The following is a 14,342-nucleotide window of genomic DNA, read 5'->3' as shown; positions in this document are numbered from 1 at the left end:
CCTCGCCGCGCCGGGGTTGGGTCGGCGGCGTCTGGACGCGCAGAGGGCGCGCCACCCGGCGGGGGTGGCGCGCCCTCGGCGTCGTACGGGTTGCGGCTACGCGTCCGTGCGCCCGGTCGCGTCGCCGTCATGGCCGCCGTCGGGCGCAGGAGCGGCGGGCTTCGCGTCGACGCCCGCCTCCTTGCGCTGCTCGGGCGTGATCGGGGCGGGTGCCTGCGTCAGCGGGTCGTACCCGCCGCCCGACTTGGGGAACGCGATGACGTCGCGGATGGAGTCCGACTTCGTCAGCAGCGCGACGATGCGGTCCCAGCCGAACGCGATCCCGCCGTGCGGGGGCGCGCCGAACTTGAAGGCGTCGAGCAGGAAGCCGAACTTCTCCTGCGCCTCCTCGGGCCCGATCCCCATGACGTCGAAGACGCGCTCCTGCACGTCGCGACGGTGGATACGGATGGATCCGCCGCCGATCTCGTTGCCGTTGCACACGATGTCGTAGGCGTAGGCGAGCGCCTCGCCCGGGTTCTGCTCGAACGTGTCGACCCAGTCCGGCGTGGGCGACGTGAACGCGTGGTGCACGGCGGTCCAGGCGGAGTGGCCCAGGTCGACGTCGTCGTCCTCGCCGGTCGGCTTGAACAGCGGCGCGTCGACGATCCAGACGAACGCCCACGCGTCGTCGTCGATCTGACCCGTCCGCTTCGCGATCTCCTGGCGCGCGGCACCGAGCAGGGCACGCGAGTCCGACGTCTTGCCCGCGGCGAAGAACACGGCGTCCCCCGGCTGCGCGCCGGTCGCCTCGCGCAGGCCCTCGCGCTCGGCGTCGGACAGGTTCTTGGCCACGGGGCCGCCGAGCGTGCCGTCCTCGCCGAACGTCACGTACGCGAGGCCGCGAGCGCCGCGCTGCTTGGCCCACTCCTGCCACGCGTCGAACTGGCGGCGCGGCTGCGAGGCCCCGCCCGCCATGACGACGGCGCCGACGTACTCGGCCTGGAACACCCGGAACGGGGTGTTCCGGAAGTAGTCCGTGAGCTCGACGAGGGGGTTGCCGAACCGCAGGTCGGGCTTGTCGGACCCGTAGAGCCGCATGGCGTCGTGGAAGGTCATGCGCGGGATGGGCGTCGGGATCGTGTACCCGATGAGCTCCCACAGCGCGACGAGGATCTTCTCGGCGAGCGCGATGACGTCGTCCTGCTCGACGAAGCTCATCTCGACGTCGAGCTGCGTGAACTCCGGCTGGCGGTCCGCACGGAAGTCCTCGTCGCGGTAGCAGCGCGCGATCTGGTAGTAGCGCTCCATGCCCGCGACCATGAGGAGCTGCTTGAACAGCTGGGGCGACTGCGGCAGCGCGTACCAGGAGCCGGGCGCGAGGCGCGCGGGCACGAGGAAGTCGCGCGCACCCTCGGGCGTCGAGCGGGTGAGCGTCGGCGTCTCGATCTCGACGAACTCCTCGGCGTCGAGCACGCGGCGTGCGGCCTGGTTCGCCTTGGCGCGCAGGCGCAGGGCGTGCGCGGGGGCGGGCCGGCGCAGGTCGAGGTAGCGGTGCTTGAGGCGCGCCTCCTCACCGATCGTCTCGGTGTCCGCGAGCGCCGTCGACACCTGGAACGGCAGGGCCTCGGAGGTGTTGAGCACGACGACGTCGGTCGCGACGACCTCGATCTCGCCCGTGGGCAGCGACGGGTTCTCGTTCCCGTCGGGGCGGCGCGAGACCTCGCCCGTGACCTGGAGGACGAACTCGTTGCGCAGCGGGTGCGCGACGGCCTCGTCGCGGATGACGACCTGGGCGATGCCGGAGGCGTCGCGCAGGTCGATGAAGGCGACGCCGCCGTGATCGCGCCGACGGTCGACCCAGCCCGTGAGGGTGACGGTCTGACCGGTGTGCTCGGCCCGCAGTGAGCCGGCCGTTCGGGTGCGCAGCACGGAGGGTTCCTTCCAGGTGGGCGGTGGGGGGTCGCGCTCCCGGAGCGGGGGCGCGTCCGCTGAAGTCTAGTGCGGGCGGGCGGGCGGCTCGACCGGATACCTCCGACCGGAGGCGGTCGACGGTCCGCTCTCGACCGGCGGGGGCGACCGGATACCGTGGCGGTGCCGCCGCGACGTCCCGTGGCGGCACCGCCGGGACCGGCGCCGCGCCCGCGGGCGCACGGGCCGACCGGCCGCGGCAGGGCCGTCCGGCCCGCCGCCCGCACGAAGGAGGGTCACCCGTGGCACGCACCATCGCGACGAACCGGCGCGTCGAGCGCGACGAGCTCGAGGAGTTCCTGCGCTCCCGGCACGACGGCGTCCTCGTCACCACCCGCGCCGACGGCCGTCCCCAGCTCAGCCCGGTCACGTACGGGGTCGACGACGCGGGTCGGGTCGTCGTGTCGACGTACCCGGAGCGCGCCAAGGCGGTCAACGTGCGCCGCGACCCGCGCGCGTCGCTGCTGTCCCTGGGCGAGCGGTTCTCCGACCCGTGGGTGCAGGTCGACGGCGAGGCGGAGGTGATCGACCTGCCCGAGTCGGTCGAGCCGCTCGTCGACTACTACCGCGCCGTCGGCGGCGAGCACCCGGACTGGGACGAGTACCGCGCGGCGATGGTCACCCAGGGCAAGTCGCTCGTGCGGCTGACGATCACGCGCTGGGGACCGGTGGCGACGGGCGGCTTCCCGGCGCGCCTCGCCGACGCCTGAGACAGGTCAGAACAGGACCTGCTCCACTCCCCCGCCGACGACGTCGAGCCCGCCGCCGTCCACCGGCATGCCCGCGAGCGCACCACCGTGGCCGTCGCGCGCGTCCTGCGGCGCCGGGTCGACGGCGAGGCTGCCGGCCGGGTAGGCGCCGTCCGTCGGCGGCCCTGGCCGGCGGTGCCGGTCGCCGGGTTCGCCGCGGCGGAACCGGCCCTCGACGCCCGCGGGGCCGCGGTGGCCCGCGACCCCGAACCCGCGTGCCTCGAGCATCGGCCGCACCCGGTCCCACAGCCAGGACCGGTACGCCGTCGAGGCGTACGTGCCGCGGGCGTACACGCGCTCGTACCCGGGGACGAGGCGCGGGTGCTCGCGCGCGAGCCAGCCCATGTACCACTCGCGAGTGCCGGGCTTGAGGTGCAGCGGCAGCACCGTGACGCCCGTCGCGCCCGCGTCCTTGACGGCGTCGAGCAGGTCGGTGAGCGCGCGGGTCGAGTCGGTGAGCCACGGCAGCACCGGGGCGACCATGACGCCGCACGGCAGACCGGCCTCCCGGACCGTGCGGACGAGGTCGAGCCGCGCGCGCGGCGAGGGCGTGCCGGGCTCGACGCTCGCCTGGAGCTCGGGGTCCAGGAGCGCGAGGGACACGCCGATCCCGACCTCGACGCGCGAGGCTGCGTCGACGAGCAGCGGCAGGTCGCGGCGCAGGAGCGTGCCCTTGGTCAGCACGGACAGCGGCGTGCCCGACCCGGCGAGCGCGTCGATGATGCCGGGCATGAGGCGGTAGCGACCCTCGGCGCGCTGGTACGGGTCGGTGTTGGTGCCGAGCGCGACGGCCTCGCGCGCCCAGGACGGGCGGGCGAGCTCGGCGCGCAGCACGTCGTCGACGTTGACCTTGACCACGACCTCCCGGTCGAAGTCCTCGCCCGCGTCGAGGTCGAGGTACTCGTGCGTGGGGCGGGCGAAACAGTTGTGGCTCACGACCCCCGCGGCGACGAAGTCACGCGTGCCGGTCGTGATGTCGACCAGCGCCGTCGTCTCCCCCGGCCCGTCGAGTGCTTCCAGGGAGTCGACGCGTAGTGCCTCGCCGCCGGTGACGCCCTGGCCGTCGAGGACGGGCCGCCCGTCCGCGAGCGCCGCGGCGCCCGGCCCGACGAGCACGTCGCCGAGCGCCAGGCGGGCGCGGTGCCCGGTGCCGCCGACGACGTGCCGCCACCCGCGCTCGGTGAGGAACCGGTGGTCGCCGCTCGCGACGAGGCGCGTGCCGTCGGCGAGGGTCACGCGGTAGGCGCGCTTGCGGGTGGTCCAGCGGTCGAGCACCCGGGTGCGCACGTAGCGCCGGTACGCGCCGTGCGGAGCGGTGCCGACGATCTCGTCGCCGACACGCAGCTCGCCGATCGGCCGTTGCGTGCCGTCGGCCAGCAGCACGGGCGTGGCGGGCGCGAGGCAGTAGGAGCACGCGTGGCTGCACCCGCGGTACGGGTTGACGGTCCAGCGGAACGGCATGCGCGACATCGCCGGCACCTTGGACAGCGCGCTCTTGGCCGTGACCTCGTGGAACGTGATGCCCGCGAACTCGGGCGTGCGCACGCTGCGGACGAGGCCGACCCGCTCCAGCCCGGGGAGCGCGCCGTCGTCCGCGCCGAGCGCCTGTCCGTCCCACCGCATCGCGCTATTCGAACAAACGTTCGAACGCGCTGTCAAGGGCGGGTCAGCCGTCGGCGGACCACGCCTTGAGCAGCGCCAGGTTCCCGAGGGGGATGTGGTGGCCGATGCGCGGGTGGTCCAGCGCGACACCGACGACCCCGGCCGCGCCGAAGGACGCGACGTAGTCGATCGCCGCCGGCACGGGTACCCCGAGCAGCGGCACGGAGCCTGTCTCGTCGTCCGCCAGACCGAGCGCCCGGGCCGCCTCGTCCGCGCGCGCGGCGCTGCTGTAGAGGCAGATCATGGGCCCCTGGTCCGCAGCGACGGCGTACGGACGAGGCTGGTCCTCGGACCCCCGCGCGATGAAGAACCACGTGCCGAGGCGCACCGTCTGCCGCCACAGCGCGATCTGCGCCGACGTGTCGCCCGCGGGCGCGCTCCGCACGGCCTCGTCGAGGCGGTCCAGCTCTGCGACCGCGGCGGGGTCGTTGTCTCGGGTCATGCGCACTGCCTCGTTCCTCGTGGTCGGAGCCCGTACCCGGGTCCGCGCGGGCGCCTCGTCGCCGTCACCTTCTCACGGCTGCCGGGCGTCCCGGTGGGTGAGACGCCGGGATTGTCCGGCGGCCGTCCAGGCCCTAGGGTCGGGCCGAACGCCCCCGGGGAGCGCACGAGCGCTGAGAGTGCAGGCCGGACACCCGTCCCCCCTGCAGACCCGTGGAACCTGATCTGGTTCGTACCAGCGAAGGGAGCAGGGCCGACGTCACCGTCCCCTGCGCGCTCGTGCCCGCGCCCCGCGCGTGCCGTCCGCGCGGGGGCGGCGGTGGCGCGCCGTCGTGCACCCCTCGCCCCGGGGGCCCGACGGAGGGAACCGCATGACCGAGCCCCGCACCACACCGCCCCGGGCGACCCCGCCCACCCCCACACCCGGCGCCACGCCCGACGGCGTGCCCGACGGTGCGCGGCCCGCCCCTGGTCTCCACGAGGCCGTCGCCGCTCCCCCGAGCCGTGCCCGTCGCCGCGGCCTCACCCTCCACGAGACGGTCCTCGTCGCCGTGCTGGGGGTCGTGTTCGGGTTCGTCTACTGGGCGTTCGTGCAGCTCTGGGCCCCGCTCCAGCTCGCCATGGGACCGCTCGCGGACCTCGCCGCCAACGTGCTCGCGGGCGCGTGGATCGTCGTCGGCCCCCTCGCGACGTACATCGTGCGCAAGCCGGGCGTCGGCATCCTCACCGAGACGCTCGCGGCGCTCGTCGAGGTGGTCTTCCTCGCGTCGCCCGCCGGCCCGCTGCTCGTCCTCGTCGGGCTCGTCCAGGGCGTTGGGGCCGAGATCCCCTTCGCCCTCACCCGGTACCGCCGCTACGGCTGGTGGGTCTTCGTCGCGTCGGGCGTCAGCGCGGCGCTCGTCACGTACGCGTTCAACGCGGTCCGGTTCGGCTGGCTCGGGCAGGACTACGCGATGCTCCGGCTCGGCGTGCAGGTCGTCTCGTGCGTCGTGCTGTGCGGGATCGCGGCGCGCCTCCTCGGCGACGCCCTCGCCCGCACCGGCGCGCTCGACGCCTTCGCGATCGGGGCCGACCGCCGTGGCTGAGGCACCGACCGCCGCACCGGACGTCACGCCGGACGCCGTGCCCGGCGACATGCCCTGCGACGTGCCCGACGCCGTCGCCGCCGCCGGTCTGACCGTCACCGTGGGCCACGACGGCACGCGCGTGCTCGACGACCTCACGCTCACCGTCCCCGCGGGCACCGGGCTGCTCGTGCTCGGCCCCTCGGGCTGCGGGAAGTCCACGCTGCTGCGTGCGCTCGTCGGCGTCGTGCCCCACACGCTCCCGGGGTCGGTCACGGGCGACCTGCGCGTGACGGGCGTCGACCCGCGCGACACGACCCCGGCGGCGCTCGCCGCGCGCGTCGGCCTCGTCCAGCAGCGGCCGGGCGACCAGCTCTGTCTCGCCCGCGTCGACGACGAGCTGCGGTTCGCGCTCGAGAACCGGGCGGCGGACCCGCGCACGATGGACGCCCGCGCGACCGCCGCGCTCGCCGCCGTCGGCGCGGACCATCTGCACGACCGGCCGACCCACGCGCTGTCGGGGGGCGAGGCGCAGCGCGTCGCCCTCGCGGCGGCGCTCGTCGCCGACCCCGAGCTCGTGGTCCTCGACGAGCCGACGGCGTTCCTCGACCCGGCCGCGGCGCACGAGGTCGGGACGCTCGTGGGCGGGCTCGTCCGGGCGCCCGGACGGGACGCGCCCGACACCCCCGGCCGGTCGGTCGTGCTCGTCGAGCACCGCCTCGACGACGTCGGGACCCTCCCGGCCGCGACGCTCGTGCTCGACGACACCGGCCGCGTCGTCGCGCACGGCCCCACGACCGCCGTCCTGCGCGCGCACGCCGCCACGCTCGCCGCGCTCGGGTGCTGGCTGCCGCTCGACGTCCGGCTCCGGCAGGCAGGAGCCCCGGGCACGCTCGGCGCGCCCGCGACCGACGCCTGGCTCGTCGACCTCGCGCGCGCCGCCCCCCGCACCGTCGACCCCCGCGCCGCGGACGCCGGCCCGGTCGCCCTGCGTGCCCGACGCCTCGCGGTGGACCGTGCCGCGGCAGGCCACCGGCGGCGCGGGCGGGACGAGACGCCGGTGGTGCGCGACGTCGACCTCGACGTGCACGCGGGTGAGGTGCTCGCGGTGGTGGGGCCGAACGGCGGCGGCAAGTCGACCCTCCTACGCGGGCTGGCGGGACTCGAACGGACCACGGGCGAGATCACGACGGCGCCCGGTGCGCCCGTCGCGATGGTGTTCCAGGACCCGGAGCACCAGCTCCTCGCGCGCACGGTCCGCGACGAGGTCGCCTGGTCGGCCCGGCTCGCGCGGCTCGACGGCGTCGACGGACGCGTCGCGCGCACCCTGGACGCGTTCGCCCTCGCGCACCTCGCCGACGCGAACCCGTACCGGCTCTCCGGCGGCGAGCAGCGGCGCCTTTCCCTCGCGACGGCGACGGTGCTCGACCCGCCCGTCCTCCTCGCCGACGAGCCCACGTCGGGGCTTGACCGCGCCCAGGCGGACGCCGTCGCCCACGCGCTGCGCGAGCGCGCCGACGCGGGCGGCGCGGTGGTCGTCGTCACGCACGACCTCGCGCTCGTCGCGGCCCTCGCCGACCGTGTCGCCGTCGTCGTCGGCGGCCGGCTCGTGGCGCTGGGGCCGCCCGCCACCGTGCTGGCCGACGACGCGCTGTGCCGGCGCGCCCGCCTGCGCCGTCCTCCCCTGCTCGCGTGGTGGGCCCGCACGGGCCGCCGCCACGGCGTGGACCCGGGCGCGCTCGTCCGGGCGCTCGACGCCACCGTCGGCGCCGTCGCAGCCGACCCCGCAGAGACCGCGCCCGCAGCCCTCGCGGAGGTCGCCCCGTGACCGCTCCGCACAGCACGCCCCTCGGGCGCTGGAACCCGACGGTCAAGCTCGCGACCGTCCTCGTCGTGTCGACGGGTGCGCTGCTCGTCACCGACCCGTACACCCCCGCGATCGGGTGGGTGCTCACGATCGCGGCGCTGCTGGTCGCGGGACGCGTCCCCGTGCGCACGCTCGCCCTGGCGCACGTGCCCTTCCTCGTGTTCGCGACGAGCCTGCTGGTCGTCAACGTCGCCACCCGGCCCGGCGGCGACCCGGTCGACCTGGGCCCGGTCACCGTCGGCTCCGACGGCCTGACGATCGGCGCCGGGCTCGCCGTGCGCACGCTGCTCGTCGGCGCCCTCTCGCTCACGGTCGCGGTGACGACCGACCCGGTGCACCTCATGACGAGCCTCCACCAGCACGGGCGGCTGCCCCTGACGTGGACGTACGCGGTGCTCGCGGCCCACCGGCTGCTCGTCGAGCTGCCCGACGCCTGGCACACGATCCGCTGCGCGCAGGCCGTGCGCGACCCGCGGCGGCGGCCCGGCACGCTCCCCCGGTCCCCCCGCGCGCTCGGGACCGCCGCGTTCGCCCTCCTCGTCGGCGCCGTGCGCCGGTCCGAGCGCCTGACTGTGGCGCTCGAGTCGCGCGGCCTGGGCTCCGGTCCACGCACCACGGCGCGGCCCGTCCCGCTCGGCGTGCCCGACGTCGTCGCTGCGGTCGCCGTTCTCGCCGTCGCCGCGGCGGTGGTCGTCGTCGGGGTCCGTGCGGGCTGGGTCACGGGGCTGGGCGCGCTCACGGCGTGAGGCTTGCCGGACCGCGGTCACGCAGGCTCGACGACCGCGCCCTCCGCCGGGACGCCGAGGTCCACGACGCGCGACGAGCCGTCGCGGGACCGCTCGCGGAAGCCCCGGAAGACGAGCGGCAGCCCGCGGGCGGCGAGCGCGTCCGGCGCGTCCATGACCTGCAGGTGCACGTGCGGCTGCGTCGAGTTCCCCGAGCTCCCGCACCGGCCCAGCTCGTCGCCCGCCTCGACCCGTCGGCCGGGCACGACGGCCACGGACCCGGCGCGCAGGTGCGCGAGGACGACGTACGTGCCGGGCGGGTCCAGGGCGAGCACCACGTGGTTGCCCGCGAGCGCCGCGGCACCGCCGCGCGCCCGCGCCGCCTGCGTGAGCGCGTAGCCGAGCAGCGCGATGGGCGACCGGCGGGCCTCGTGGTCGGGCTCGCCGTCGTGCACCGCGACGACGGTGCCCGCCGCCGGGGCGAGCACGGGCCGCCCGAACGCGACGAACCGTTCGGGCGGCTCGGTGCTCAGCGCGGTGCGCCAGTCGCGCACGGCGGCGGTGCGCCGCCCTCGGACGGCGACGAAGTCGATCGCGTACGTCGTCGCGAAGAGGTCGGTGCCGTGGCTCGGCACGCGGCGCGCCGGGCTGTTGCGCACGAGCCACGTCCCCTGGAAGGGCAGGGCGAGCTCGACCGGTCGCGTCACGGCGCCCTCCCCTCCCCGGTGCGGCGGGGTCAGCCCTCCGCGGGCACGACGCGCGGGAAGCGGTCCTCGGCGGGCGGCTCCCACGTCGCCGCGTCGGCGTCGACCTGCTCCCCCGAGCGGATGTCCTTCACCTGGTCGGGCGAGCGCGTGCCGTCGTCCTCGACGCGCCCGGGGAACCAGACGAACGGGATGCCGCGCCGGTCGGCGTAGCGGATCTGCTTGCCGAACTTCGCGGCCGCGGGTGCGACCTCGACCGGGACCCCGCGGGCGCGCAGCGCGTGCGCGACCGCGTCGGAGGCGTCGCGCGTCTCCTCGCTCGTGACGGCCACGACGACGGCGCTCGGCACCGACCGCGTCGCGCGCACGAGGCCGGCGGAGAGCAGGCGCGACACGAGCCGGGACACGCCGATCGACAGGCCGACGCCGGGGTAGGTGTTCGCGCCGTCGGACGCGAGCGTGTCGTAGCGCCCGCCCGAGCAGATCGAGCCGAGCTGCTCGTGGCCCACGAGCACGGTCTCGTAGACGGACCCGGTGTAGTAGTCGAGGCCACGCGCGATCTTGAGGTCGGCGACGACGACGCCCGGGGCGCGCACGCTCGCGGCCTCGATCAGCGCGCCGAGCTCGCCGAGCCCGGTCTCCAGCAGCTCGCTCTCCACGCCGTGCTCGGCCGCGAGCGCCCGCACGCGGTCGACCACGCCGGAGTCGCTCCCGCTGATACCCGCGAGCGCGAGGCACGCCTGCGCCTGCTCGGGCGTCGTGCCGGCCTCGGACTCGAGCAGCGCGGCGACCCTCTCGGGGCCGACCTTGTCGAGCTTGTCGATCTGGCGCAGGACGTCGTCGACCGCGTCGACGCCGAGTCCGCGGTAGAACCCCTCGGCGACCCGGCGGTTGTTCACGAGGACGCGGACCTCGGGCACGCCGATGTCGCGCAGCGCGCCCAGGGCCTCGGCCATGACGAGCGGCAGCTCGACCTCGTAGTGGTAGGGCAGCTCGCCCGCGCCGACGACGTCGACGTCGGCCTGGGTGAACTCGCGGAAGCGCCCGTCCTGGGGGCGCTCGCCGCGCCACACCTTCTGGATCTGGTAGCGCTTGAACGGGAACGCGAGGTGCCCGGCGTTCTCGAGCACGTAGCGCGCGAAGGGGACGGTCAGGTCGAAGTGCAGGCCGAGCTGCTTGTCGCCCTTCGCGGCCGACCCGGCCGCGGCGTCGTCCTGCGGCTCCTCCTGGAGCCTGCGCAGGACGTAGACCTCCTTCGACGTCTCGCCCTTGCGCAGGAGCTGGTCGAGCGGCTCGACCGCGCGCGTCTCGATCCCGGCGAACCCGTGCAGCTCGAACACCCGGCGCAGGGTGTCGAGGACGTGCTGCTCGACGATGCGACCGTCGGGGAGCCATTCGGGGAAACCGGAGAGGGGTGTGGGCCTGGCCATGGGTCAGATCTTCCCAGACGCCGGCACCCGCGACCGCATCGTCCGGCCCCCGGACCCGCGCTCAGCGGGCGAGGAAGGGGTTCGTCGCCAGCTCGCGCGCGACCGTCGTCGCCGGCCCGTGCCCCGCGAGCACGTCCCAGGCCGGGTCCAGGTGCGCGACGACGTCGCGCAGGGTGCGGGCCATCGTCGCGCCGTCCCCGCCCGGCAGGTCGGTGCGGCCGACGGAGCCCGCGAAGAGGACGTCGCCGCTGAGTACGAGGCCCGATCCCGGCTCGCCGACCAGGTAGAGCGTGGAGCCCTCGGTGTGCCCGGGCGCGCCCACCGCGCGCAGCGCGACGCCGCCCCAGCGCAGCTCCCGCTCGCCGCCCGCGGGCACGTCGAACGTCTCGACGCGGCCCGGCTCGCGGTAGTCCTGCGGCCCGGCGCCTGCCGCCGCGAGCGCCGCGCCGAGCGGGCCGGACACGACGGCGCCCGGCCGGCTCGCGGCGGACCCGCCGTGCTCCAGGCTCCCGAACGGGTCCGCGAGCCGGTACGCGTCGGCCGCGTGCAGCACGACGGGCACCCCGAAGCGGTCGGCGAGCGCCGCGGCGTCCCACGTGTGGTCCACGTGGCCGTGCGTCGCGAGGACGGCGCGGGGCACGAGGCCCGCGGAGCGGACGTGCTCGACGACGGCGTCCGCGACCCCCGCCCCCGCGTCGACCACGACGCAGTCGCCGCCCGGGGCGCTCACGACCGTGCAGTTCGTGCCGAAGACGGGCGCCACCACCACGTGCACGGCCGGTCCGGGCGGGGTCGGGCCGTGCTCGGTAGAGGGAGTCGGCGTCGTGCCACGAGGTCGGTCCACGAGGGCGAGGGTAGCCCGCGGCACGGGCGGCGGGGCGGCTCCGGGCGAGCGCAGGACGGGTTTCGGGCGGCGGCGTCGATACCGGACCGTGACCTGCGCGCGGCAAATCCACCCGCCACCAGGGTTCTCGGTGCCTAGACTGTCCCGTACCGACCACGGCCGCACCGGGGTCGACCGTGCGCGCCGTCGCGGCGCCGGACGAAGGAGCTGGGGTGTCGACGAAGAGTCGCGAGCGCGAGCAGGCGCGTCGTCGTGAGGAGAAGTGGGACCGTCACGTGGCCCAGCTCCGGGCGAAGCGCCAGCGCACGTGGTCGATCGTGGGCGTCGTCGTCGCGCTCGTCGTGATCGGCGTCGCCGTCTGGTGGGCGCTCGCCGCCACCCAGGATCCCGGCACCGACCCGGGCGGAGGCACGGGCGCGGCGCCGTCGGGCGAGCACACCCTGCCGCCCGCGTCCGCCGCCGAGGGCCGTGACTGGACCACGACGCTCACCACGAGCGCGGGCGACCTCACGCTCACGCTCGACGGCGCGGCCGCCCCGCAGGCGGTCGCGAGCTTCGTGTCCCTCGCCGAGTCCGGGTACTTCGACGGCACGTCGTGCCACCGCCTCACGACGTCGGGCATCTACGTGCTCCAGTGCGGCGACCCGACGGGCACCGGCACGGGCGACCCGGGCTACAAGTTCGGCCCCGTCGAGAACGCCCCCACCGACGACGTCTACCCCGCGGGGACCGTCGCGATGGCCCGCCAGGGCGGGGACGGCGACTCGATGGGCTCGCAGTTCTTCCTCGTCTACGAGGACTCGACCATCCCGTCCGACGCGGCGGGTGGTTACACGGTGTTCGGCACCATCACGTCCGGCCTGGACGTCGTCCAGGCAGTCGCTGACGCGGGGACGCAGGACGGATCCGGCGACGGGTCCCCCTCCACCCCGGTCACCATCGAAGGAGTTGAGACCCAGTGAGCGATCCCGCCCAGAACCAGGCGAGCGCACCGGCACCGGAGCCCGCGGAGGCGAGCGAGACCGGACGGGTCGACGCGACAGACGTGGAGCCGACGCCGGAGGCCACCTCGGCCACCGAGGCCACCGAGGCCACCGAGGCCACCGAGGCCACCGAGGCCACCGAGGAGGGTCCCGCCTCCGCCGCGGCCGAGGTTGCCGCCCCGGCCGAGCAGGTGGAGGCCACGCCTGCCGCCGAGGCCGAGGCGACCGACGCACCGGCAGCGGAGGCCGAGACCGCCCCCGCGGCCGAGCAGACCGGGGCCCCCGCGGCCGACGACGCTCCCGCCGCCGAGGCCGAGACCGACACGCCCGCTGCCGCGGCAGCGGAGGCGCCTGCCGCCGACGCAGCCGACGACGCAGCTCCCACCACCGGGGCGACGGCACCCGCTGAGACGACGGCACCCGCCGGGGCGGCACCCCGGCCCGCCGCCCCGCGTCCCGGGCCGCGGCCCAAGCCGTCGGCGCTCCCGCACCCACCGCGCAAGCCGGCCGCCCCGGCCGCGGGCGCTCCCGCCGCCCCGGCCGTCGTGCCGGAGGTCCCGGCCGTCCCGGCGCTGGCCGACGACTCGGCCGCCGCCAAGGCCGCCGCCGCGTTCGGTCGGGTCGACGAGGACGGCACGGTGTACGTCCGCGAGAGCGCGGGCGAGCGCTCCGTCGGGCAGTTCCCGGGCGTCGGCGCCGACGAGGCGCTCACGCTGTACGTGCGCCGCTACCTCGACCTCCAGGCGAAGGTCGCGCTGTTCGAGGCGCGGCTGACGAGCACAGACCTGTCGGTCAAGGAGATCGACCAGACGATCGCCCGGCTCACCGAGGAGACCGCGGAGCCCTCCGCGGTCGGCGACCTCGACGGGCTCCGGGCGCAGGTCGAGTCGCTGCGCGGCGCCGCTGCCGAGCGTCGCGCACAGCTCGAGGCGGAGCGCGCCGCGGCGAAGGCCGCGGCTCTCGAGGCCCGCACAGAGATCATCGAGGCTGCGGAGAAGATCGCCGCGACCGACCCGAGCCGCATGCAGTGGCGGCCCGCGGGCGAGGAGCTGCGCGGGCTGCTGGAGCGCTGGAAGGAGGCCCAGCGCTCGGGACCGCGCATCGACCGCGCGAGCGAGGAGGCGCTGTGGAAGCGGTTCAGCCACGCGCGCACCGCGTTCGACCGCGAGCGCCGGCACTACTTCGCCGAGCTCGAGCAGCGCAACGCCTCCGCCAAGGCCGCGAAGGAGAAGCTGGTCGCAGAGGCCGAGGCGCTGTCGTCGAGCACCGACTGGGGCCCGACGGCGGGCGCGTACCGCGACCTCATGGCGCGCTGGAAGGCCGCGGGCCGGGCGAGCCGCAAGGACGACGACGCGCTGTGGGCCCGCTTCCGCGCCGCCCAGGACACGTTCTTCCAGGCGCGCGACGCGGTGAACTCCGCGACGGACGCCGAGTACGCGGCGAACCTCGAGGTCAAGGAGGCGCTGCTCACCGAGGCGGAGGCGCTCGTGCCCGTCAAGGACCTCGCCGCGGCCAAGGCGGCGCTGCGCGACCTCCAGGAGCGCTGGGAGGAGGCCGGCCGCGTGCCGCGCGGCGACCTGCAGCGCGTCGAGGGCCGCCTGCGTGCCGTCGAGAACGCGGTCCGCGACGCCGAGCAGGCGCAATGGACGCGGAGCAACCCCGAGACGCGCGCCCGCGCGGAGGGTGCGGCGGCACAGCTCGAGGCCGCGATCGAGGCGCTCGAGGCCGACCTCGCCGCCGCGCAGAGCCGCGGGGACGCGCGCGCGGTCAAGGAGGCCGAGACGGCGCTCGCCGCGCGGCGCTCCTGGCTCGAGCAGGTCGTCCGCGCGGCGGAGGACTCGCGGGGCTGACGCCCTCCCGCTCGGTCGCAGGGCCGGCGCTCGTCCACAGACGAGCGCCGGCCCTTCCGCGTCCCCACGGCCG

Annotated in this window: 12 protein-coding genes and 1 riboswitch; of the genes, 6 read left to right on the top strand and 6 right to left on the bottom strand. The window is 76.2% G+C overall.

Features of this window, described 5'->3' with window-relative positions; genetic code table 11:
- Positions 1-96 precede the first annotated feature (96 nt).
- Complete coding sequence (gene aspS, locus GWJ10_RS12775) at positions 97-1,911, bottom strand: aspartate--tRNA ligase (protein ID WP_163187842.1); 1,815 nt, start codon at positions 1,909-1,911, stop codon at positions 97-99.
- 281 nt (positions 1,912-2,192) lie between these two features.
- Here aspS and GWJ10_RS12770 point away from each other — a divergent pair, with 281 nt between their 5' ends.
- Positions 2,193-2,660 carry a PPOX class F420-dependent oxidoreductase gene (locus GWJ10_RS12770; protein ID WP_043660852.1) on the top strand — a complete coding sequence of 156 codons (468 nt, stop codon included), beginning with the start codon at positions 2,193-2,195 and terminating at the stop codon, positions 2,658-2,660.
- Positions 2,661-2,666: 6 nt separating this feature from the next.
- Here the strand turns inward: GWJ10_RS12770 and GWJ10_RS12765 are convergent, their stop codons facing one another.
- Both GWJ10_RS12765 and GWJ10_RS12760 read right to left on the bottom strand, forming a co-directional pair.
- Positions 2,667-4,322, bottom strand: coding sequence for an Rv2578c family radical SAM protein (locus GWJ10_RS12765; protein ID WP_163187840.1), 1,656 nt, complete (start codon positions 4,320-4,322; stop codon positions 2,667-2,669).
- Positions 4,323-4,365: 43 nt separating this feature from the next.
- Entirely contained in the window at positions 4,366-4,803 is a 438-nt protein-coding gene (locus GWJ10_RS12760; protein ID WP_076404907.1) for a hypothetical protein, read from the bottom strand.
- Between the two features lie 145 nt (positions 4,804-4,948).
- Positions 4,949-5,068, top strand: a riboswitch (TPP riboswitch).
- A gap of 105 nt (positions 5,069-5,173) precedes the next feature.
- Here GWJ10_RS12760 and GWJ10_RS12755 point away from each other — a divergent pair.
- Genes GWJ10_RS12755 through GWJ10_RS12745 form a run of 3 tightly spaced genes read left to right on the top strand, consistent with a single transcriptional unit; the run spans position 5,174 to position 8,479 of the window.
- Complete coding sequence (locus tag GWJ10_RS12755; RefSeq protein WP_083711788.1) at positions 5,174-5,887, top strand: ECF transporter S component; 714 nt, start codon at positions 5,174-5,176, stop codon at positions 5,885-5,887.
- Positions 5,880-7,694, top strand: a complete 1,815-nt coding sequence (locus tag GWJ10_RS12750) for an ABC transporter ATP-binding protein (protein WP_163187836.1) — start codon at positions 5,880-5,882, stop codon at positions 7,692-7,694. The genes GWJ10_RS12755 and GWJ10_RS12750 overlap by 8 nt, the downstream gene beginning before the upstream one ends.
- On the top strand, positions 7,691-8,479 hold the full coding sequence (locus tag GWJ10_RS12745) for an energy-coupling factor transporter transmembrane component T (RefSeq protein ID WP_163187834.1): 789 nt from the start codon (positions 7,691-7,693) through the stop codon (positions 8,477-8,479). The genes GWJ10_RS12750 and GWJ10_RS12745 overlap by 4 nt, the downstream gene beginning before the upstream one ends.
- A 17-nt stretch (positions 8,480-8,496) precedes the next feature.
- Here GWJ10_RS12745 and GWJ10_RS12740 read toward each other — a convergent pair whose 3' ends face one another.
- From GWJ10_RS12740 to GWJ10_RS12730, 3 genes are all read right to left on the bottom strand, one after another.
- A complete protein-coding gene (locus GWJ10_RS12740; protein WP_061267260.1) occupies positions 8,497-9,165 on the bottom strand; it encodes a M23 family metallopeptidase in 669 nt (222 codons plus the stop codon).
- Between the two features lie 29 nt (positions 9,166-9,194).
- The gene (gene hisS, locus GWJ10_RS12735; RefSeq protein ID WP_163187832.1) at positions 9,195-10,592 is read right to left on the bottom strand and encodes a histidine--tRNA ligase; all 1,398 of its coding nucleotides are present in this window, start codon (positions 10,590-10,592) and stop codon (positions 9,195-9,197) included.
- 61 nt (positions 10,593-10,653) lie between these two features.
- Positions 10,654-11,436 (bottom strand): MBL fold metallo-hydrolase, encoded by a 783-nt coding sequence (locus GWJ10_RS12730; protein WP_346773832.1) that lies wholly within the window; start codon positions 11,434-11,436, stop codon positions 10,654-10,656.
- Between the two features lie 212 nt (positions 11,437-11,648).
- On the opposite strand from GWJ10_RS12730, the gene GWJ10_RS12725 reads away from it, so the two are divergent.
- Positions 11,649-12,398, top strand: coding sequence for a peptidylprolyl isomerase (locus tag GWJ10_RS12725; protein ID WP_163187830.1), 750 nt, complete (start codon positions 11,649-11,651; stop codon positions 12,396-12,398).
- Positions 12,395-14,269, top strand: coding sequence for a DUF349 domain-containing protein (locus GWJ10_RS12720; protein ID WP_241005791.1), 1,875 nt, complete (start codon positions 12,395-12,397; stop codon positions 14,267-14,269). The genes GWJ10_RS12725 and GWJ10_RS12720 overlap by 4 nt, the downstream gene beginning before the upstream one ends.
- The last annotated feature ends 73 nt before the right edge of the window (positions 14,270-14,342 follow it).

The sequence above is a fragment of the Cellulosimicrobium sp. SL-1 genome (genome assembly GCF_011033075.1).
Taxonomy (GTDB): domain Bacteria; phylum Actinomycetota; class Actinomycetes; order Actinomycetales; family Cellulomonadaceae; genus Cellulosimicrobium; species Cellulosimicrobium funkei.
The sequence above is the reverse complement of the archived record's forward strand: the minus strand, read 5'-3'. Positions and strand labels throughout refer to the sequence as shown.

What these genes read in the sequence shown, in the direction of transcription:
- GWJ10_RS12765 (WP_163187840.1), bottom strand. Translation starts at nt 4,322, where the DNA reads ATGCGGTGGGACGGACAGGCGCTCGGCGCGGACGACGGCGCGCTCCCC.
- GWJ10_RS12760 (WP_076404907.1), bottom strand. Translation starts at nt 4,803, where the DNA reads ATGACCCGAGACAACGACCCCGCCGCGGTCGCAGAGCTGGACCGCCTC.
- GWJ10_RS12755 (WP_083711788.1), top strand. Translation starts at nt 5,174, where the DNA reads ATGACCGAGCCCCGCACCACACCGCCCCGGGCGACCCCGCCCACCCCC.
- hisS (WP_163187832.1), bottom strand. Translation starts at nt 10,592, where the DNA reads ATGGCCAGGCCCACACCCCTCTCCGGTTTCCCCGAATGGCTCCCCGAC.